Annotated in this window: 17 protein-coding genes; 5 read left to right on the top strand and 12 right to left on the bottom strand. The window is 71.7% G+C overall.

Features of this window, described 5'->3' with window-relative positions; genetic code table 11:
- Positions 1–49: 49 nt before the first annotated feature.
- Together QZ772_RS20380 and QZ772_RS20385 are read right to left on the bottom strand one after the other, a co-directional pair.
- Complete coding sequence (locus QZ772_RS20380) at positions 50–1126, bottom strand: phytoene/squalene synthase family protein (RefSeq protein WP_295530153.1); 1077 nt, start codon at positions 1124–1126, stop codon at positions 50–52.
- Positions 1098–2666: a phytoene desaturase gene (locus QZ772_RS20385; RefSeq protein WP_295530156.1), complete on the bottom strand. Its 1569-nt coding sequence runs from the start codon at positions 2664–2666 to the stop codon at positions 1098–1100. The genes QZ772_RS20380 and QZ772_RS20385 overlap by 29 nt, the downstream gene beginning before the upstream one ends.
- A 45-nt stretch (positions 2667–2711) precedes the next feature.
- Between QZ772_RS20385 and bchO the strand changes: the two genes are divergently transcribed.
- Positions 2712–3572, top strand: a complete 861-nt coding sequence (gene bchO, locus QZ772_RS20390) for an alpha/beta fold hydrolase BchO (RefSeq protein WP_295530159.1) — start codon at positions 2712–2714, stop codon at positions 3570–3572.
- 12 nt (positions 3573–3584) lie between these two features.
- Here bchO and QZ772_RS20395 read toward each other — a convergent pair whose 3' ends face one another.
- From QZ772_RS20395 to QZ772_RS20440, 10 genes are all read right to left on the bottom strand, one after another.
- Positions 3585–5351 carry a magnesium chelatase subunit D gene (locus tag QZ772_RS20395; RefSeq protein WP_295530162.1) on the bottom strand — a complete coding sequence of 589 codons (1767 nt, stop codon included), beginning with the start codon at positions 5349–5351 and terminating at the stop codon, positions 3585–3587.
- Positions 5348–6346: a magnesium chelatase ATPase subunit I gene (gene bchI / locus QZ772_RS20400; RefSeq protein ID WP_295530165.1), complete on the bottom strand. Its 999-nt coding sequence runs from the start codon at positions 6344–6346 to the stop codon at positions 5348–5350. Before bchI ends, QZ772_RS20395 begins: the two co-directional genes overlap by 4 nt.
- Positions 6347–6365: 19 nt before the next feature.
- Positions 6366–7682, bottom strand: a complete 1317-nt coding sequence (locus tag QZ772_RS20405) for a DUF3422 family protein (RefSeq protein ID WP_295530168.1) — start codon at positions 7680–7682, stop codon at positions 6366–6368.
- Positions 7683–7700: 18 nt separating this feature from the next.
- Positions 7701–8006, bottom strand: coding sequence for a high-potential iron-sulfur protein (locus QZ772_RS20410; protein ID WP_295530171.1), 306 nt, complete (start codon positions 8004–8006; stop codon positions 7701–7703).
- On the bottom strand, positions 8003–8293 hold the full coding sequence (locus tag QZ772_RS20415) for a hypothetical protein (protein ID WP_295530174.1): 291 nt from the start codon (positions 8291–8293) through the stop codon (positions 8003–8005). The genes QZ772_RS20410 and QZ772_RS20415 overlap by 4 nt, the downstream gene beginning before the upstream one ends.
- 79 nt (positions 8294–8372) lie before the next feature.
- Positions 8373–9572, bottom strand: a complete 1200-nt coding sequence (locus QZ772_RS20420; protein ID WP_295530177.1) for a geranylgeranyl diphosphate reductase — start codon at positions 9570–9572, stop codon at positions 8373–8375.
- Entirely contained in the window at positions 9569–10912 is a 1344-nt protein-coding gene (locus tag QZ772_RS20425) for a BCD family MFS transporter (RefSeq protein WP_295530180.1), read from the bottom strand. Before QZ772_RS20425 ends, QZ772_RS20420 begins: the two co-directional genes overlap by 4 nt.
- Entirely contained in the window at positions 10913–11788 is an 876-nt protein-coding gene (gene chlG / locus QZ772_RS20430) for a chlorophyll synthase ChlG (protein ID WP_295530183.1), read from the bottom strand.
- A 70-nt stretch (positions 11789–11858) separates the two neighbouring features.
- Entirely contained in the window at positions 11859–13310 is a 1452-nt protein-coding gene (gene ppsR / locus QZ772_RS20435; RefSeq protein WP_295530186.1) for a transcriptional regulator PpsR, read from the bottom strand.
- 66 nt (positions 13311–13376) lie between these two features.
- Entirely contained in the window at positions 13377–14171 is a 795-nt protein-coding gene (locus tag QZ772_RS20440; RefSeq protein WP_295530190.1) for a hypothetical protein, read from the bottom strand.
- Between the two features lie 463 nt (positions 14172–14634).
- On the opposite strand from QZ772_RS20440, the gene bchF reads away from it, so the two are divergent.
- From bchF to QZ772_RS20460, 4 genes are all read left to right on the top strand, one after another.
- Positions 14635–15147, top strand: coding sequence for a 2-vinyl bacteriochlorophyllide hydratase (bchF, locus tag QZ772_RS20445; protein ID WP_295530193.1), 513 nt, complete (start codon positions 14635–14637; stop codon positions 15145–15147).
- Positions 15144–16424, top strand: coding sequence for a ferredoxin:protochlorophyllide reductase (ATP-dependent) subunit N (locus QZ772_RS20450; RefSeq protein ID WP_295530196.1), 1281 nt, complete (start codon positions 15144–15146; stop codon positions 16422–16424). Before bchF ends, QZ772_RS20450 begins: the two co-directional genes overlap by 4 nt.
- A gap of 12 nt (positions 16425–16436) precedes the next feature.
- Complete coding sequence (bchB, locus tag QZ772_RS20455; protein WP_295530199.1) at positions 16437–17987, top strand: ferredoxin:protochlorophyllide reductase (ATP-dependent) subunit B; 1551 nt, start codon at positions 16437–16439, stop codon at positions 17985–17987.
- Positions 17962–18573, top strand: a 612-nt coding sequence (locus QZ772_RS20460) for a DUF3479 domain-containing protein (protein ID WP_295530202.1), incomplete at its 3' end; no start/stop codon positions are given. The genes bchB and QZ772_RS20460, both read left to right, overlap by 26 nt.

Genomic DNA, 18573 nt, shown 5'->3' on the forward strand with positions numbered 1-18573 from the left:
CGCAGGTCCAGCGGTGCACTGGCATGGTTCAGGCCCAGCGCCATCAGGCTCATTCCAGCTCTCCTCGCACGAGCCCCTGCCCGCGCCACCGGCGCGCCGCGCGCTCGTCGCGGGCCAGGCGCTCGAACAGATCGATCACGAATTCCGCGCGACCCGGCCGCTGCGGCATGGCCGAGGCCGCCACCGCATCGAGCAGCGGCTGGTTGGCCGGCAGGCTGGGTGCCTGCAGCGCGACGTCGGAGGGCCACAGCTGCAGGCCGGCGCGGACCATCAGGGCCGCCTTGCGCCAGCCCGGCACCCGGGCCCGGTGCCGCACGCCATCGCCGCCGGCCCGGCGCACCGCATGGCCGATGCCGGCATAGAGCAGCCGCGCGGCATTGATGCCGGGCCGGCAGTCCAGCGGCAGGCAGCCGACGCCCGCGGAGGCCTGCGCGTACAGCCGATCGGCCTCGGCCAGCAGGCGCAGCACGACGGCATCGACGCGTGGATCGGGCTGCGGCTTCGCGAGCCATGCCGCGGGATCGATGCCCGCCTCGCGCAGCCAGTCACGCGGCAGGTAGAGCCGGCCGTTGCCCGCGTCCTCGCCCACGTCGCGTGCGATGTTCGACAGCTGCATGGCCACGCCCAGGTCGCAGGCGCGGGCCAGGGCCTGCGGCGCGCGGGTCTCCATCAGCAGGCTCATCATGGCGCCGACCGCGCCGGCCACGCGGGCGGCGTAGGCCTGCAGCTCGGCCAGCGTGTCGTACTGGCGGCCTTCGACGTCCCAGGCCAGGCCGTCGATCAGGAAATCGGGCAAGGCCCGCGGCACGCCGTACATGGCCACCACGGCCGCCAGCGCCCGGTCGCTGGGCACGGTGATGGGCGTGCCGGCGTAGACGCGGTCCAGCCGCTCGCGCAGCCGGTCCACCGCATCGCGCGGCGCCAGCGGCTCGTCCACCGCGTCATCGGCCAGCCGGCAGAAGCCGTAGAGCACGGTAGCCGGTTCGCGCACGCGCCGCGGCAGCAGCAGCGACGCGGTGTGGAAGGTGCGGCTGTTGTGGCGCAGGCTCGTGCGGCAGGCGGCCACGTCGGCGGCCCAGTGGCGGGCCAGATGCGGCTCAAGCCGGACGGTGGGCGCGATGGCCATGGGGCATGTCCTGCGGATCGGTCTGGCCGCGGCGCAGCGCGTCGGCATGCGGCACCAGCCGGTCGAGCACCTTGGCCGATGTCAGCACACCCGGCAGGCCGGCGCCGGGATGCGTGCCGGCACCAACGAGGTAGAGGTTGCGCACTTCCTCGCTGCGGTTGTGCGGCCGGAACCAGGCGCTCTGCGTGAGGTGCGGCGCGAAGGAGAAGGCTGCCCCCTTGACCGACAGCAGTCGGTCCTGGAAGTCCTGCGGCGTCAGCATGTGCGAGGTGGCGAGCTGCGTGTGCAGCCCTGGCAGCACCGTGGCGGCCAGCCGGTCGGCGATGGCCCGGCGATAGGGCTCGGCCTGCGCGCGCCAGTCGGTGCCGCTGTCCAGATGCGGCACTGGCGCCAGAACGTAGAAGGCGTCGCAGCCCGGCGGGGCCAGGGCCGGGTCGGTGGCGGTGGGCCGGTGCAGGTACAGGCTGAAGTCGTCGGCCAGGTGCTGCTTCACGAAGATGTCGTCGAGCAGGCCGCGGTAGCGCGGACCGAGCAGGATGCTGTGGTGCGCCACGTCCGGGTACTGCCGCCGCGTGCCGAAGTACCAGACGAACAGGCTCATCGAATAACGCGCGCGCCGCAACCGTGCATCCGTCCAGCGCCGCCGCGGCACGCGGCCCAGCAGGCGGCCGTAGGTGAATGCGGCATCGGCGTTGGAGACCACCACGTCGGCCGCGATGCGCTCGCCGCTCGCCAGGCGCACGCCGCGGGCGGCACCGCCCTCTGTCAGGATCTCCTCGACCGTGCTGTTACATCGCACGCGGGCGCCCTGCCCTTCGAGCAGGCCCACGAGGCCCTGCACCAGCCGGCCGGTGCCGCCCATGGCGAAATGCACGCCGAAGCGCCGCTCCAGGTGCGCGATCAGGCAGTAGACCGAGGTGGTCTGGAAGGGGTTGCCACCCACCAGCAGCGACTGGAAGGTCAGCAGCACGCGCAGTTTCTCGTGGCGCACATGGCGGCAGGCCAGGCCATAGACGGAGCGGTAGCCCTGCAGCCGCAGCAGCTGCGGCAGCGCTGCCGCCATGTCCGCGAAGCGGTCGAAGAGCTGGTCGCCCAACTGCTCGAAGCCCACGGCGTAGATGTCGCGGCTGGCCTGCAGGAAGCGCTCGTAGCCCGCCACGTCTTCCGGCGCGATGCGCGCCACCTCGGCCCGCATGGCGGCGGCATCGCCGCTGTAGTCGAACACGGTGCCGTCGTCGAAGCGCACGCGGTAGAAGGGGCTGACGGGCCGCAGCTGCACGTCGTCGGCCAGCCGTCGGCCGCACAACTGCCACAGCTCCTCGAACAGGAAGGGCGCGGTGATCACCGTCGGGCCGGCGTCGAAGGTGAAGCCGTCCTGCCGGTACACGTAGGCGCGCCCGCCCGGCGCGTCCAGCCGTTCGAGTACGGTGACCCGGTAGCCGCGCGCACCCAGCCGGACCCCGGCCGCCAGGCCGCCGAAGCCGCTGCCGATGACCACCGCGTGAGGCCGGTCGTCACCTTGCCAAGCAGGTGTCAACATGAATCCGATGCTATTAGTGTCATGTTTGATTGACAATGGATCGACATGCTCCTGAACCCTGAGCCCTTGCAAGCCGTCGACGCTGCCGCGGGTGGGCTGCGCTGGCGTGTACGTCGCACCCCTGTGCCCGCGGCCGGGCCATGGGTTCTTCTGCTGCACGGCACGGGCTCGTCGGGCCTGTCCTGGGCGGCCTGCGCCACGTCCCTGGCGACCAGACACTCCCTGCTGGTGCCCGACCTGCCCGGCCATGGGGGCACCGAGGGCTTCGCCGACGGCGTGGCCAGCCTGCCCCGCATGGCGCGGGCGTTGGCGGCACTGATGCACGAGCAGCGGATATCGCCCGTGGCGGTGGTCGGGCACTCGGCCGGCGCGGCGTTGATGCTGCAGCTTTGGCTGGACGGCGCGCTGCGCGACGCCCGCGCGCTGCTGAGTCTCAACGGCGCGTTGCTGCCGCTGCGGGGCGTCGCAGGCGCCGTCTTCCCGGTGCTGGCGCGGGGGCTCACGTGGCTGCCGATGCTGCCCTGGCTGGCCGCGCAGGCGGCCTCGCAAACCCGGGCGGTGCAGCGGCTGGTGGATTCGACCGGCTCCCGCCTGGGTGCGGACGAAATCGCCCATTACCAGGGCCTGCTGCGCCAGCCTTCGCACCTGGCCGGCGCACTGCAGATGATGGCGCACTGGGACGTGGCGCCGCTGGTGCCGGCATTGCGCGCGCGGCTGGCCCCCCCAGGCGTGCCGTTGATGCTCGCAGCCGGTCTGCGCGACACCACCGTGCCGAGTGCACAGTCCGAGCGGCTGGCGCGCGAGTTGCCCGATGCCCGTTGGCGGGCGCTCCCAGGGTTGGGCCATCTGGCGCACGAAGAGGCGCCGACGTTGGTGGCCGAGTTGCTCGGCGAGCTGATGCGTTGAGCGCGCCCGCGGTCAGAGCATCGCCGTGACGGCCTGGTGCAGCGCCTGCGGCCGCGCTTGCGGCAAGGCCAGGTAGCGCGCGCGCATCAGGCGGGCCAGCTCCGCCGACTCGGGCTGCGGCCGCACCGAGGTGTCGATCAGCAGGCTGGTCATGCCGCTGCCGCCGAACTGCCGCGCCATCTGCCGCGCGTCGGCCATGGCCCGGGCCCGGCCGCCCTGGCCCTGCCTGTCGACGTTGGCACGCCCGTCCGTGAGGAAGACCAGTTGCGCCCGCACCCCTTCGCGCGACTGAAGGGCGGCCGCCAGGCGCCAGCCCGCCTCGATGCCGGCGGCCAGGGGCGTGCCGCCGCCACCGGGCAGGTCCGTGAGGGCGCGCCGCGCGCGCACCAGCGAGCGCGTGGGCGGCAGCAGCACCTCGGCGCCTGCGCCACGGAAGGCGACGAGGGCCACCTGGTCGCGCCGCACATAGCAATCGGCCAGCAGCAGCTCGACAGCACCCTTGGCTTCGGCCAGTCGATGCAGCGCCTGCGAGCCGGACGCATCGACCACGAAGATGGTCGTGGTCTGCGCGGGTCGCTGATGGCGACGCACATGCAGGTCGTCGCGGCGGATCTGCCAGCGCGACGCGGCAGGCGGCAGGGATTGGCGCATGCGCTCCTGCGCGCGCACGCCCTGCCAGGGCAGGGCCGCGCGCAGGGTGGCGATCAGGTCCAGGCGCTGGGCGCCACGCGGCGAGCCGCGGCGCGATGGCAATGGCCGGCCGGCGGTGGCCGCACGGGTAGCCTGGCCCTGGCGGCCACCGGAAGCGCCGCGGCGCGGCCCGACGCCGCTCGCGAGCAGCGCCAGCAGGTCGGCCGGCATGGCGGCCTGCGCGGCGGCGATCAGGCGCTCGTCCAGGGGCTGTGCGGGGCGTTCATCGGGTTCCGCGGCGGTGTCGGAAGAGGGGGCGTCGCGCGCGTCGGCAGGGTCCGCCTCGGGCGGCGTGGATGGGAGTTCGCGGCCCGCATCCGCCGCCTCCTTCGCCTCGTCGGGTGGGGCATTGGCGGAGTCGCCCGATGACGGCACCGCGCGTGCGCGAGGCGCAAGCACCAGGCGGGCCGCCAGCTCCGCGTCCTCCTGCGTCACCTGGGCGTGCCCTTGCCAGGCCGCGACGGCGCTGGCGGCGCGCCAGGCCTGCCAGGGGGCGCGCAGGCCGCCGATGCCGAGCGCCGCGGCGCAGGCGTCCAGCGCCTGCGCCGTCGGATCATCGAAGCGCATTTGCCGCCAACGCTCGCGCACCTCGGAAAGGCGGTCGCCGGGCGGTGGCGCGGGCCATCCGGCGTCGAGCACGCGGCCATCCAGGCAGAGGCCCAGTCGCTCGGCCAGGCAGGCAGCCAATCCTTCGTCCGCCCCCTGACCTTCGTCCAGCGCGACCAGCAGAAAGCCGCCCTCGTCCAGGGCCTGGGCGAGCCGCCCGGCCAGCGCGGCACCGGCGCGCTCGGCCATCGGCAGCACCAGCACGCCGCCCCGCGCACGCTCGACCAGGCCAGGCTGCACCACGGTGCGGCCGGCAGCCAGGCTCAGGGCCAGGTCGGCCCCGCCGAGCAGGCTGCGGTCGTCCACCTGCAGCGGGCAGCGCAGCCAGGGCGCAGCGCGCGGCAGCAAGCCGCGCAGCGCATCGAGCAGCATTTCGCGCAACGGACCGGGCGCCCCCCGAAGCACCACACCGCCCAGGCCACGCGGGTCCAGCGCCAGCAGCCGCGCCGCCCAACCTGCCGCCCGGTCGGCGGGGCCGGTCACGGCCAGAGCTCCGCCACTGCCTTCTCGATGCGCTCCGTGGAGCCGGTGTCATCCAGCGGATCGCGGCGCATGCGGTGCCGCAGAGCCGGCGCAGCGATCCGGCGCAGGTGCGTGAGTTGCACGGCCGTGTCGCCATCGAGCGCCGCCAACGCACGCGCGGCGCGCATCAGCGTCAGCTCGCCGCGCAGGCCATCGCTGCCCAGATGCTGGCAGAGCGCGGCGCAATGCGTGAGCATCGCGTCGTCCACCGCCACGTCCTTGATCTGCGCACGGGCCCGCACGATGCGGCGGCGCACCTTGGCATCCTCCTTGGCCCACTGGGCCTCGAAGGCCTCCGGGTCACGCTCGTAGGCATCGCGCCGCTTGATCACCGCCACCCGCTCGGGCAATGCCGTCGGCGTGTGCACCTCCACCGACAGGCCGAAGCGGTCCAGCAGTTGGGGCCGCAGCTCGCCCTCTTCCGGGTTGCCGCTGCCGATGAGCACGAAGCGGGCGGGATGCCGCACCGACAGGCCGTCGCGCTCGACCACGTTCTCGCCCGACGCCGCCACGTCGATCAGCAGGTCGACCAGGTGGTCCTCGAGCAGGTTGACCTCGTCGATGTAGAGGAAGCCGCGATGCGCCCGCGCCAGCAGGCCGGGCTCGAAGACCTTCTGGCCGCTGGCCAGGGCGCGCTCCAGGTCCAGCGCGCCGACGATGCGGTCCTCGCTGGCGCCCAGGGGCAGGTCGACCACGGGCACCGGCCGCGTCACCGTCTTCGCGCCCGGCATGCAGTGGCCGCAACGCTGCGCCGGATCGCAGTGGTAGGGGCAGCCGTCGACCGCGCGCATGGGCGGCAGCAGGGCCGCCAGCGCGCGCACCGCCGTGCTCTTGCCGGTGCCGCGGTCGCCCAGCACCAGCACACCGCCCAGGGCCGGCTCGACGGCGGCCATCAGCACGGCCAGCTTCATCTCGTCCTGGCCGACGATCGCGCTGAAGGGAAAGGGTGCGGGCATCGGGTCTTTCGATAGGCGCTCAGTCGGCGCCGCTGTCATGCGCATGCCGACGGGCACGCCGGACGGCGAACAGGGCGAAGAGCGCGAACAGCGGCACGCTCAGGCCGACCACCATCGGCGTGTTCAGCGGCAGGCCCAACGCCTCGCCGCCCTTGACCAGGTAGCCGACCACGCCGGCGAGGTAGTAGACGATGGCAGCCACCGACAGGCCCTCCACCGTCTGCTGCAGCCGCAGTTGCAGGCGCGCCCGCCGGTCCATGCTGGCCAGCAGCGCGTTGTTCTGCCGCTCGCTGGCGATGCCCACGCGGGTGCTCAGCAGATGGCTCGCCTGCGACACGCGCTCCGACAGGTCGTGCAGGCGCTGCGACACGGTGGCCACGGTGGCGACCGCCGGCGTGAAGCGGCGGGCCATGAACTCGCCGATGGACTGGTGCCCCGGCAGCCTGCGCTCGCGCAGTTCCTCGATGCGGGTGCGCACCAGCTCGGCATAGGCCCGGCAGGCGCCGAAGCGGAACTGGCTGGCCGACAGGCCGCTCTCGACCTCGGCCGCCAGGCGGGTCAGGGGCGCGAGCAGGGTCGCATCGCCATCGTCGTCGGTGTCGCTGCCGGCGCGGGCGATGTCGTCGGTCAGGGCGGCCAGCGACTGCTCGATGGCCTGGATGCGCGGCGACAGTCGCCGCGCCATCGGGAAGGCCAGCAGGGCCATCATGCGGTAGACCTCGATCTCCAGCAGCCGCTGCAGCATGCGCCCGGCCAGCATCGGGTCCATGCCGCAGTCGAAGAGCAGGCAACGGCCGAAGCCATCGACATGCAGCCGGAAGTCGGAGCAGGCCAGCGCCACGCCGCCGCCGATCTCCGAGGCGACCAGCAGGTTGCCGCCGAAGGCGGACTGTTGAAGATCGGCCCAGTCGATGTCCTGGCCGGCGGGGGCCGGCAGGATCTCGGCATGGCAAGCATGCACAGTGCTGCCCGGCAGCCCGGCAAGCCAGCCCGCAGGCAACAGCGCCGCGGCCACCTGCGCGAAGGGCGCATCGGCGTGCCCGGCGATCAGCACGGTATAGGTGGAGAACTCCCCATGGCGCTCCCACACCATGCGAAGCGGGCCCAGGTTGCCGCTCCACTGCTGGTCGCCAGCCAGCGGTGGGGAGACGTGGCATTGCCGGCACAGGCGACGGAGGTGTTCGAGCTCCTCGTCGCGGGCGTCGGCGTCGATCAGCACGGCCACGTGGCTGGCACGGGCCGGGGCGGCGAGCGTCTCGGACGGTCTCGCATGCACCTCCAGCGCCAGCGCCGCACGCTCCGGCAGATCGGGTGGAAGCAGGCGCTGCAGCTGCATGCGACCCGCTCCGCAGCCTCAGGCCTTCTTGGCGAAGGCGCTACACCAGCCCTTGCTGGACACCTGCTTGCCGGGGAACAGCGCGCAGGGGCCACTCGCCGCGTCCGGCTTGCCCTGGAACAGGGCGCAGGCACCGCAATGGCTGCCGGCGACATAGTTCTTGTACTTGGCCTTGTCGACGCGAGCCGCGTCGGAGACATAGCCCAGCGACATGGCCTGGGCATCCTTCTCGTCGACCATGGCCTGCGACCAGGCGACGCGCGAGGACAGCATGGCCGCCCCGGCCAGCGGCACGATGCGGATGAAGTGACGACGGTTATTCATGGTTTTTCCTTCGTGGGGGGAGAGACTGACAACGACGCACGGTCCCCGCCCTGCGCGGCCCAACGGCGCTTCAGGTCGATGACATGCACGAGCCCGCCGGCAGCGAGCGCCAGCGCAACGCTGACCGGTCCTGCGCCGGCAACGGCCAACCGGAGCGCGACCATCAGCGCCAGCCCGGCCGCCAGGGTCCAGGCCAGCGCCGGCCGCCTCAGGGCCAGCAGAACCACGAGCTCCGTCACCGCGACAGCCAGTGCCGCATCGACGAGCCGGGTGTGGATGGGGTCCATGGATCAGTCCGGCGTGGCGGCACGTCGCGGCCCCGACCACAACGGGAGACACGCCCAAACGCGTTCAGCAGGACCGGATTCAGGCACGGACCACTCCAAGGAGATGAGCCAAGTCCTTCAGGAAGATGCGCACGTGCGCCAGCGGTCGCGCCCGCACCAGCCGCTTGTGCATGTAGGCGTCGAACGTCAGCTGCTGTACGTCCCGGTCCCGGCAGATGCTGACGAAGCGCTCGCGACGGCCATCGCTGCCGTACCAGAAGCGCTGCATCAGCTCGAGCACCCAGAACACACGGCCATGCAGGCGCATGAACTGCCGGCGCGGCTGCGCCAGCACGGCCGGCCCCGCGCCCTGCAGCAGCGCCGCGCATGCCTGGGCCGCGAGCCGGCCACTGAGCATGGCGTAGTAGATGCCTTCGCCCGACGCCGGCGCCACCACGCCCGCCGCATCGCCGGCCAGCACCACGTCGCGGCCGTTGTCCCAACGGGGCAGCGGCTTCATGGGAATGGGAGCGCCCTCCCGTCGCAGCGTATCGGCGCTGCCCAGGCCGACACGCTCGCGCAGGCGCGTCACGCCCTGACGCAGCGAAAAGCCCCGGTCGGCGCTGCCCGTGCCGATGCTGATGGTCGCGCCGTGCGGAAACACCCAGCCGTAGAAGTCGGGCGAGAGCGTCGCGTCGTAGTGCACCTCGCAGCGGCTCGGCGCAGCCTGGGCGGCCGGTCTGTCCGGCGTCGCCACGATCTCGTGGTAGGCGAAGACACACCGCCCCTGCTGCGCGCCCGGCACCGTCTGCTGCGCGATGCGCGAGCGCGCGCCATCGGCGCCGATGATGACGCGCGTGCGCTGGCGCCGCATGGCGCCCCCCGGCAGCCGATGGACCACCACCGCCGTGCCGTCCGGGTCACGGTCGATGCGTTCGACGACCGCATCGACCAGCACGGCACCGTGGGCGGCAGCCCGGCGGCGCAGCCACGGATCGAACTGCTCGCGGTCAACCATGCCGACGCAGCCGCCCTCGATCGGGATGTCGACCATGCGGCGGCTCGGCGCGACCATGCGGGCCGATTCGGCGCGCGCCACCAGCAGCGAAGTCGGAATGGCGAATTCCTCCAGCAGGCGCGGCGGCACGGCGCCGCCGCAGGGCTTGATGCGGCCGGCGCGGTCGATCAGCAGCACGCGGCAACCGGCACGCGCCAAATCGTCGGCGGCGGTGGCGCCGGCCGGGCCACCGCCGACCACCACGGCATCGCAGGTGTCGGCTTCGAAGTCGTGGCCGTTCATGGATGGGCCCCGGGGCGGCCGCGCGCCGCGACAGGCAGGGGTCCGCGGGGACGAAGCGGTGGCGCTGCGACACGCGCGGCGGGCTCCACACCGGCCGCCAGTTGCGCCGCCGCCAAGAACAGCAGCGCCTCGAACAGGAACACGGCCGCGTACGCATGGCCCACATCCGCCAGCAGCCAGCGCGCGAGGTCGCTGGCACCGGTGCCCACCAGCCCGCCGGCCGCGAAGGCCACCGCCTGCGCCGCGCCCCACACGCCCAGCCGCAGGCCTTCAGTGCCGCCGCGCCCCTCGCCGGCCAGCCGCATCATCGAGCCGATGGCCGCGATGGAAAAAGCGCCGGTGGCCATCCCCAGCAGGAAGACATTTGCCGCCAGCGGCCAGCCCATGCCGATGCGCCCTGCCGCCGCCAGCCCGACCAACGCACCACCCGACGCGATGCAACCGCCGATCACCCATTGGCGCAGGCTGCCGAAGCCATGGCGCCCGGCCAGGGCCGCCAGCATCATGCCGGCCAGCGTGCCGCCGTGCTGGACACCGGCCAGTTGCGTGGAGGCGCCCGGCGTGTAGCCGAAGACCGCCCCGGCAAAGGGCTCCAGGATCAGGTCCTGGGCGCTGAAGGCCACCATCGACACCAGCACGAAGAAGGTGAAGCGGCGCGCCTGCGGCTCCTGCCAGACCTCGCGCAGGGCCGCGCGGAACGGCGGCTGGGACGTCGCCGGCGCTTCGGTCGGGACGGGTACCGCATCTTCCACACCCCACAGCGCCACCGCTGCCAGCACGAAGGCCAGGGTCGACACAACCAGCGACACCAGCACCAGCCGCTGCGGCGAATACGGATCGAGGAAGGCGCCCGCCCCGCCAGCCGTGACCACGAAGCCCGCGATCATCAGGGTCCACACCGTGGTGGCCGCGCCCGCTCGCCGCTGCGGCGACACACGGCTGGCCAGCAGCGCCAGCAGCGACGTGCCTGCGGCCGCCACGCCCAGGCCGATCAACACGAAGGCCATGGCCGCCAGCAGCATGCCCGCAAGCGGCGCGGACCCCATCCAGGCGGTGGCCATCGCGGCCAGCACACCGCCTCCGGCGAGCACCGCCATGCCGCCCAGGATCCACGGCGTGCGGCGCCGGCTGCCGTCCGAGCCGTGGCCCATGCGGGGCCGGCTGATCTGCACCGCATAGTGCAGCGCCAGCAGGCAGCCGGGCAGCAGGGCCGGCAGAGCCAGTTCCACCACCATCACGCGGTTCAGGGTCGAGGTGGCCAGCACCACGACCGCACCCAGCGCCATCTGCACCAGACCCAGGCGCATCACGCCGCGCCAGCGGAGTTCAGGGACGCTCATTCATCCTCCCGAGCGCAGCGCGAAGGCGCTGACCAGCATGCCGATGACGAAGAAGTTGATGCCCAGCGCGCTGTACCAGGTGGCGCGCGCCAGCGGTGCCGCCAGAAAGCGGCGCATCAGCAGCAGCTGCACCGCCAGCAGCACGCCGACCGCCGCCGCATGCACCTGCGCGTCCCAATGCCACAGCAGGCCGACCACCACGAGCTGCGGCAAAGCCATGGCCAGACAGGCGACGCGGGCGGCGCCATCGACGCCCAGTTGCACGGGCAGCGACGCGATGCCCATGCGGCGATCGCCATCGATGGACTTGAAGTCGTTGAGCGTCATGATCCCGTGCGCACCCAGGCTGTAGAGCAGCGCCAGCCCCAGCGACCTCGACTCGGGCCAGGTGCCGGCCGCCATCACGGCCGCACCGGTGATCCAGGCCAGACCTTCGTAGCACAGCGCGCAGGCGCTATTGCCCCACCAGCCATTGCGCTTGAGCCGAATGGGCGGCGCGCTGTAGGCCCAGGCCAGCAGCAGCCCGACGCCGGCCGCGAGCAGCGCCACCGGTCCCAGCACGCTCCCCAGTGCGAGCGACAGCAGCGTCCAGGCGACGGCGATGTACAGGCCCCAGCGGCCCGGCAGGCGGCCGGAAGGAATGGGCCGCTGCGGCTCGTTGATGGCATCCACATGCCGGTCGAACCAGTCGTTGACGGCCTGGCTGCTGGCGCACACCAGAGGCCCTGCGAGCAGCACGCCCGCGACGATCAGCAGCCAGCGCCCATCGGTCGACACGCCCGAGGCCACGACGCCGCATCCGAAGGCCCACATCGGCGGAAACCAAGTGATGGGCTTGAGCAGCTCGGCGATCGCGGACAGACGCGGCAGGGGCATGCAACCCATTCTGGGCTGACACCTACAAATGTCAATCTAGATTTACACCGAAGCGCGTTTGTGTGTGCGCTCAGTCTGTGGCGTCGGCCGAAGACTCGTGGATGCCGTACCGCCGCAGCTTGACGTACAGGCTCTGTCTCGACAGGCCGAGCATCTCGGCGGCCGAGGCGCGGTTGTCGCGGGTGATCTCGAGCGCCGCCTCGATGCACAGCCGCTCGATCAGGTCGGTGGTCTCGCCCACGATGTCGCGCAACGGCAGGCGGCCGACCAAGCCGGTGAGCTGGTCGGTCGAACGGGGCAGTTGCCGCTGGCTGCGCCCTTCGGCGGGCAGGCGGCGCGTGACGTCACGGATCGCGAAGCCCAGGCAGGGTTGCGGGCCGTCGGCCACGGCCACGGCAGAGATCTCGATGGCCGTGGCCTGCCCGTCGCCGGCACGCAGCGTCGTCGGAAAGAGCCGCAGCACGCCGTGCTGACGCAGGTTGCCGATGAGCACGTTGAGGTCGACGGTCGAGCGGCCGAGCCAGCGGTCGAGCATCTGGCCGACAACAGCCTCGCCCGCGGGCAGTTGCAGCATGTCGACGAAGGCTTCATTCGCGGCCAGGACACGGCCCTGCATGTCCGACAGCACGAAGGCATCGGGCATGGCGTTGATCACGTCCAGAAGCGAGCCCGACGTGGTGGAACCCGCCCCGGCCTCCTGTGCCGGCACCATGCGGACCAGCAGGAAGCTGACGCCATCCTGCTTGAACAGCGAGCCGACCAGGCGCACCTTGGCACCGCTGGCCAGGGTGACGCCCGGGACTTCGGCGCGGCCCGAACTGCGCGTCTGCGCGAACAGCAGGAGCACGTCGGGCTGCGACTGCGTGCCGAACAGCTCGGGCGCCGGACGCAGGGCCAGCCGCCGGACCGAGGTGCCCAGCAGGCGCGCCGCCGAGCCGTTGAGCTCGACCACGTTGAGCGAAACGGCGTCCACCACGACGAGCGGATCTTCGACCGCCTCGAAGAGCAGGCGGTAGCGCGCCTCGGCCTGCCGCAGGCGCTGGTAGTCGCGCTCCATGGACTGCTGCGCATCGACCAGCCGCTGCTGCGCGGCCGCGAGCGTGCGAAGGTTGCGGCCGAGGGCCAGCAGATGGCCGCTGGCGCCGACAGGCACCACGCGGTACGCGATGGGCAGATCAAGGCCGCCGGCGATGGGATGGTTGACCTGGCGGGCGCCGCCGGTCGTGGAGGAGTCTGGCGTTTCGCCACGCAAGGTCGCCGTCAGTGCCTGGATCTTGGGCCGGCTCTCGATCGTGACGGTGTCCACCCAGCGGCGCCCCACCCAGGCGGGTGCCTCGGCGAGGTCATGGGCCGCGTCGGCGCCGATCACCACCTCGCGGATGACGCCTTGCGGATCGATCAGCAGTGCCACGTCGGATGCCGCCTGGACCACCGTCGCCAGCATGCCCGATTCCGCGTCCAGCAGTTGCAGGTACGCCTGCCCCGCGGGCGCGGGCGCCAGGGAGGAACTTGGGTTGTGCATCAACGGCTTTCGCAACTCCACTTCGCGGCAGCGCGAGGCTGCGTCGACAAATCAAACGAACGCCCGTCAACGGGGATCGGTCAGCGCAGAGCGCCCGACGCCCTGCAACCACCGTCTGGCAAGGTCCACGGCCGCAGCCGCCGTCAGGGCCATGCCATCGGCGCAACAGCGCTGGGCGAGGTCGGGTTGATCGAGGGCAAGCGGTCCGCCGACCAGCACGCCGAGCCGCTTCTGGCTGGACGCGGTACGCAGTTCGACGATAACAGATGCCACCTGCCCGACATCGCTGTCGCAGGACAAGGAAAGCGCCAGGATGTCGATGGCCTCCCCGGCAAGCAGTTGCTTGAGTTCGTCCCAGTCCTGGGTGGGCGCGACGCGGGCATCCCAGCCGGCAAGCGCGAAGCACTCGGCAGCGACGGCCGCGCCGAAGGTGTGCTGCGCGCGCGGCGGGGCGGCAAACAGGATCCGCGGTGCGTCGCTGGCGAGCGGCGGCCGCTGCGCGCTGACCTGCTGGCGCAGGGCCTGCTGCAGCCGGCACAGCCCGGTGGTGACCTGCGTGAAGTTGAAGGTGTCTTCGCACCACCAATGGCCCATGAGGGCCGCGCAGGGGGAAAGCAGCTCAAGCAGCACCTGATGCGGCGTCGCGCCCGCGTCCTGGAGCGACTGCACGTAGCGCACGGCGCACATCGGATCGTCGGAAACGGCGAGCTCCGCCAGCGCCACCACATGCTGGCTCGACAGCACGATGCCTTCCCGACGCACCGCCGCCGTGGTGTGGGCGTGCATGAGCAGCAGGCGCGGAATGATCTCGTGCTCGACCACCCGGGACAGCTGTTGCGCATGGCCGCTGTTGTCGGACACGAGGCGCGGCGCGGCCCAGGTACGCGGGGCTGCCGGCTGGCCGCCGGCACGGGCCCCGGTGCCGCCCTCGGACACCGGTCGAGCCCCATCGGACTCATCGGAACTTGTTGTTGCCACCACGTCGCTCCTCGGGTGGACTCACAGCGATGCCTGCCAAGCCTGCCCCGTTCACTGGACCGGGCGGGCCTACGCCGAAGCGTGCAGGAAGGCAGCGATGCCAATCGGATCATGTTCTCTGCTGCCGCATCGAAGCCTTCGCTCGTTACCGGCAGGGCGCCGCGCGTCTTGTGTAGGCGGTTGCCTCATCTTCTGTAGGCGGTTGTCCCCGGTCCAACTGTCCGCGCTCTGTCAGCACCGCGTCAAGAACTTTGCAATCGGGGAGGGCAAACACCTACCAACTGTCACGTCCAATGGATGTCATGTTGAATTGACACTTCGGATCAGGGCGCCTAGATTTGGCCCCATGGCTTCGTACCCCCTGCCCCGCTTGCGATCCAGCCGGTCGTCGAGCCGGCGCCCTCCGCTGTACACGGCAGAACAGCGCCTGCGGCGCGACGCCACGCGCTGGACCCTGGTGCAGGCCGTGCTGGCGCCCGTGCAGTTCCTGGCCTTCCTGCTCAGCCTGGCGCTGGTGTTGCGCTTCCTGTGGACTGGCCAGGGGCTGCAGGCCGCCGTGCTGAGCGTGCTGGTGAAGACCAGCCTGCTCTACCTGATCATGGTGACGGGCTGCTTCTGGGAGAAGGTGGTCTTCGGCCGCTGGCTCTTCGCGCCGGCCTTCTTCTGGGAGGACATGCTGGGCATGCTGGTGCTGGGCCTGCACACGGCCTACCTGCTGGCCTGGTGGAACGACTGGGGCACGCCAGCGCAGCAACTGGCGATCGCGCTGGCGGCCTATGCCAGCTACGCCATCAACGCGGGCCAGTTCGTGCTCAAGCTGCGGGCCGCCCGCCGCCAGGCCGCGGGGGTGGCGCGATGAGCGCGGTCATCCCCATCCAGGTGGACAGCGGCTGCGCCGATGCGCCCGTGCTGCGCGAGCGCGGCCAGCGCGAGGTGTTCTGCGGCCTCACCGGCATCGTCTGGCTGCACCGCAAGATGCAGGACGCCTTCTTCCTCGTGGTGGGTTCGCGCACCTGCGCGCACTTGGTTCAGTCGGCCGCGGGCGTGATGATCTTTGCCGAGCCGCGCTTCGCCACCGCCATCATCGACGAGCGCGACCTGGCTGGCCTGGCCGATGCCAACGAGGAACTGGACCGGGCCGTGGCGCGGCTGCTGCAGCGGCGGCCCGACATCCGCATGCTGTTCCTGGTGGGCTCATGCCCATCCGAAGTGATCAAGCTCGACCTGTCACGCGCGGCCCAGCGGCTGTCCGGCCGGCACGCGGGTGTGCGGGTGCTGAACTATTCCGGCAGCGGCATCGAGACCACCTTCACGCAGGGCGAAGATGCCTGCCTGGCAGCGCTCGTGCCGGGACTTCCCGAAGCCGCGCCTGCGCAGCCGCGCTCGCTGCTGGTCGTGGGCACGCTCGCCGACGTGATCGAGGGCCAGCTACGGCGCCTGTTCTCGGCCATGGGCATCGAGCGGGTGGACTTTCTTCCGGCCCGCCATGCCGGCCAGTTGCCCGCCGTCGGTGCCCACACGCAGATGCTGTTGGCCCAGCCCTTCCTGGCCGAGACGGCGCGGCTGCTGGAGGGCCGCGGTGTCCACCGCATTCCTGCGCCCTTCCCACTCGGGGCCGAAGGCAGCGCCGCCTGGCTGATGGCCGCCGCCGAGGCCATGCAGATCCCGCCTGCGCATGCGCTGGCGGCCATCGCACCAGCGCATCGACGCGCCGAAGCCGCGCTGGCTCCGCATCGCCGGCAGCTTGAAGGCAAGCGGGTCTTCTTCTTCCCTGATTCGCAACTCGAGTTGCCGCTGGCCCGCTTCCTCGCCCGCGAGCTGGGCATGCAGCTGACCGAGGTCGGCACGCCCTACCTTCATCGCCAGCACATGGCACAGGAGCTGGACTGGCTGCCCGCCGGCACCGTGCTCAGCGAAGGCCAGGACGTCGAACGGCAGCTCGACCGCTGTCGCGCCGCCGTGCCCGACCTGGTGGTGTGCGGGCTGGGCCTGGCCAATCCGCTGGAGGCCGAGGGCTTTGCCACCAAGTGGTCCATCGAGCTGGTGTTCAGCCCGATCCAGGGCTTCGAGCAGGCCGGCGATCTCGCCGCGCTCTTCAGCCGACCGCTGCGGCGCCGGCAGTTGCTGGCCGCCTGAGGACGCAGCGCCATGCAGCTCACACTCTGGACCTACGAAGGCCCGCCGCACGTGGGCGCAATGCGGGTGGCCACCGGCATGCACGGCCTGCACTACGTGCTGCATGCGCCCCAGGGCGACACCTACGCCGACCTGCTTTTCACCATGATCGAGCGGCGCAGCCAACGACCGCCGGTCACCTACACCACCTTCCAGGCGCGCGACCTCGGCGGCGACACCGCCGAGCTGTTCAAGACCGCCGTGCAGAGTGCCTACGACCGCTTCCGGCCGCAGGCGATGCTGGTCGGCGCCTCATGCACGGCAGAGCTGATCCAGGACGACCCCGGCGGCCTGGCCGAGGCGCTGGCGCTGCCGATCCCTGTCGTGCCGCTGGAGCTGCCGGCCTACCAGAAGAAGGAGAACTGGGGCGCCGCCGAGACCTTCTACCAGCTGGTACGACGCCTGGCCCCGCGCACGCGCACGCCGCGCGTGGCCGGCGCCCCACCGCGCTGCAACATCCTGGGTCCGACCGCCCTGGGCTTCCGGCACCGCGACGACCTGCGCGAGATCCGCGGCCTGCTCGATCAGATGGGTGTGGCCGTGAACGTGGTCGCCCCGCTCGGTGCCAGCCCCCAGGACCTGACCCGTCTGGGCGAGGCCGACTTCAACGTGCTGCTCTACCCCGAGACGGCCCACAGCGCGGCCGCCTGGCTGCAACGCACGCTGGACCAGCCGCACACCCGCACCGTACCCATCGGCGTGCAGGCCACCCGCGCGTTCATCGCAGAGGTGGCGACGCTCGCCGGCCTCGACCCGCACGAGGCCACTGCCCGCGTGGACATGCATCATTCGCGCAGCGGCTGGTATGCGGCTTCGGTCGACTCCAACTACCTCACCGGCAAGCGCGTGTTCGTCTTCGGCGACGCCACCCATGCCATCGCGGCGGCGCGCGTGGCCAGCCGCGAGTTCGGCTTCCAGGTCGTCGGGCTGGGAAGCTACAGCCGCGAGTTTGCGCGCGAACTCCGGGCCGAGGCCGCACTGCACGGCATCGAGGCGCTGGTCTGCGACGACTACCTGGAGGTGGAGGCGGCCATCGCCGCTGCCACGCCCGAGCTCGTGCTCGGCACCCAGATGGAGCGCCACATCGCCAAGCGCCTGGGCCTGCCCTGCGCGGTGATCTCGGCGCCGATGCATGTGCAGGACTTTCCGGCCCGGCATGCGCCGCAGATGGGCTTCGAAGGCGCGAACGTGCTGTTCGACACCTGGGTCCAGCCGCTCATGATGGGACTGGAGGAGCACCTGCTGGCCATGTTCAAGGGCGACTTCGAGTTCAGCGAAGACGCTGCAGCCTCACACCTGGGCCATGCCGTCGCCCGTCCCGAACCTGTGCGGGCGCCATCCGACGAAGCCGCGCCAGCCAGTGCCGCGCAATGGGCGCCCGAGGCTCAGCGCGAGCTGGACAAGGTGCCCTTCTTCGTGCGCGGCAAGGCCCGGCGCAACACCGAGCGCTTCGCGCTCGACCGTGGCCTGTCCCGGATCACCATCGAGACCCTCTACGATGCCAAAGCCCATTTCAGTCGTTGAGACGCGGGCGGCGGCGCGCCAGCCGCCCGTGGCCATGCGCGTGGTGCTGATCACCATGGACAGCCATCTGCGCAGTGCGGCCGAACGGGCACACCAAGTGCTCGCGCGGTCGCTGCCGGGCACCTGGCTGTCGGTCCATGCGGCGGCGGACTGGGCCACCAGCGACGACGCCCTGCAGCGCTGCCGCAACGACATCGCGCAGGCCCACATCGTCGTGGTCACCATGCTCTTCATGGAAGAGCACTACCTGCCCATCATCGAGTCCTTGCGTGCCCGCCGCGCCGACTGCGACGCCATGGTCTGCGCCATGTCGGCCGGCGAGGTGATGAAGCTCACCCGCATGGGCCGCTTCAGCATGGACGGCGCCACCGGCGGGCCCATGGCCATGCTGCGTCGGCTGCGTGGCAAGCCTGCCGGGGCCGATGACCGGAGCAAGGCCAGTGCCGGCGCCCAGCAGCTCAAGATGCTGCGCCGACTGCCCAAGATCCTGCGCTTCATCCCCGGCACGGCGCAGGATGTGCGCATCTACTTCCTGGTGCTGCAGTACTGGCTCGCGGGCTCGCAGGAGAACATCGCAGCCCTGGCC

This window comes from uncultured Pseudacidovorax sp., assembly GCF_913773995.1.
GTDB lineage: Bacteria > Pseudomonadota > Gammaproteobacteria > Burkholderiales > Burkholderiaceae_C > Xenophilus.

What these genes read in the sequence shown, in the direction of transcription:
- QZ772_RS20385 (WP_295530156.1), bottom strand. Translation starts at nt 2,666, where the DNA reads ATGTTGACACCTGCTTGGCAAGGTGACGACCGGCCTCACGCGGTGGTC.
- QZ772_RS20380 (WP_295530153.1), bottom strand. Translation starts at nt 1,126, where the DNA reads ATGGCCATCGCGCCCACCGTCCGGCTTGAGCCGCATCTGGCCCGCCAC.
- ppsR (WP_295530186.1), bottom strand. Translation starts at nt 13,310, where the DNA reads ATGCACAACCCAAGTTCCTCCCTGGCGCCCGCGCCCGCGGGGCAGGCG.
- bchB (WP_295530199.1), top strand. Translation starts at nt 16,437, where the DNA reads ATGCAGCTCACACTCTGGACCTACGAAGGCCCGCCGCACGTGGGCGCA.
- QZ772_RS20450 (WP_295530196.1), top strand. Translation starts at nt 15,144, where the DNA reads ATGAGCGCGGTCATCCCCATCCAGGTGGACAGCGGCTGCGCCGATGCG.
- QZ772_RS20420 (WP_295530177.1), bottom strand. Translation starts at nt 9,572, where the DNA reads ATGAACGGCCACGACTTCGAAGCCGACACCTGCGATGCCGTGGTGGTC.
- bchO (WP_295530159.1), top strand. Translation starts at nt 2,712, where the DNA reads ATGCTCCTGAACCCTGAGCCCTTGCAAGCCGTCGACGCTGCCGCGGGT.
- bchI (WP_295530165.1), bottom strand. Translation starts at nt 6,346, where the DNA reads ATGCCCGCACCCTTTCCCTTCAGCGCGATCGTCGGCCAGGACGAGATG.
- QZ772_RS20405 (WP_295530168.1), bottom strand. Translation starts at nt 7,682, where the DNA reads ATGCAGCTGCAGCGCCTGCTTCCACCCGATCTGCCGGAGCGTGCGGCG.
- QZ772_RS20415 (WP_295530174.1), bottom strand. Translation starts at nt 8,293, where the DNA reads ATGGACCCCATCCACACCCGGCTCGTCGATGCGGCACTGGCTGTCGCG.
- chlG (WP_295530183.1), bottom strand. Translation starts at nt 11,788, where the DNA reads ATGCCCCTGCCGCGTCTGTCCGCGATCGCCGAGCTGCTCAAGCCCATC.
- QZ772_RS20410 (WP_295530171.1), bottom strand. Translation starts at nt 8,006, where the DNA reads ATGAATAACCGTCGTCACTTCATCCGCATCGTGCCGCTGGCCGGGGCG.
- bchF (WP_295530193.1), top strand. Translation starts at nt 14,635, where the DNA reads ATGGCTTCGTACCCCCTGCCCCGCTTGCGATCCAGCCGGTCGTCGAGC.
- QZ772_RS20425 (WP_295530180.1), bottom strand. Translation starts at nt 10,912, where the DNA reads ATGAGCGTCCCTGAACTCCGCTGGCGCGGCGTGATGCGCCTGGGTCTG.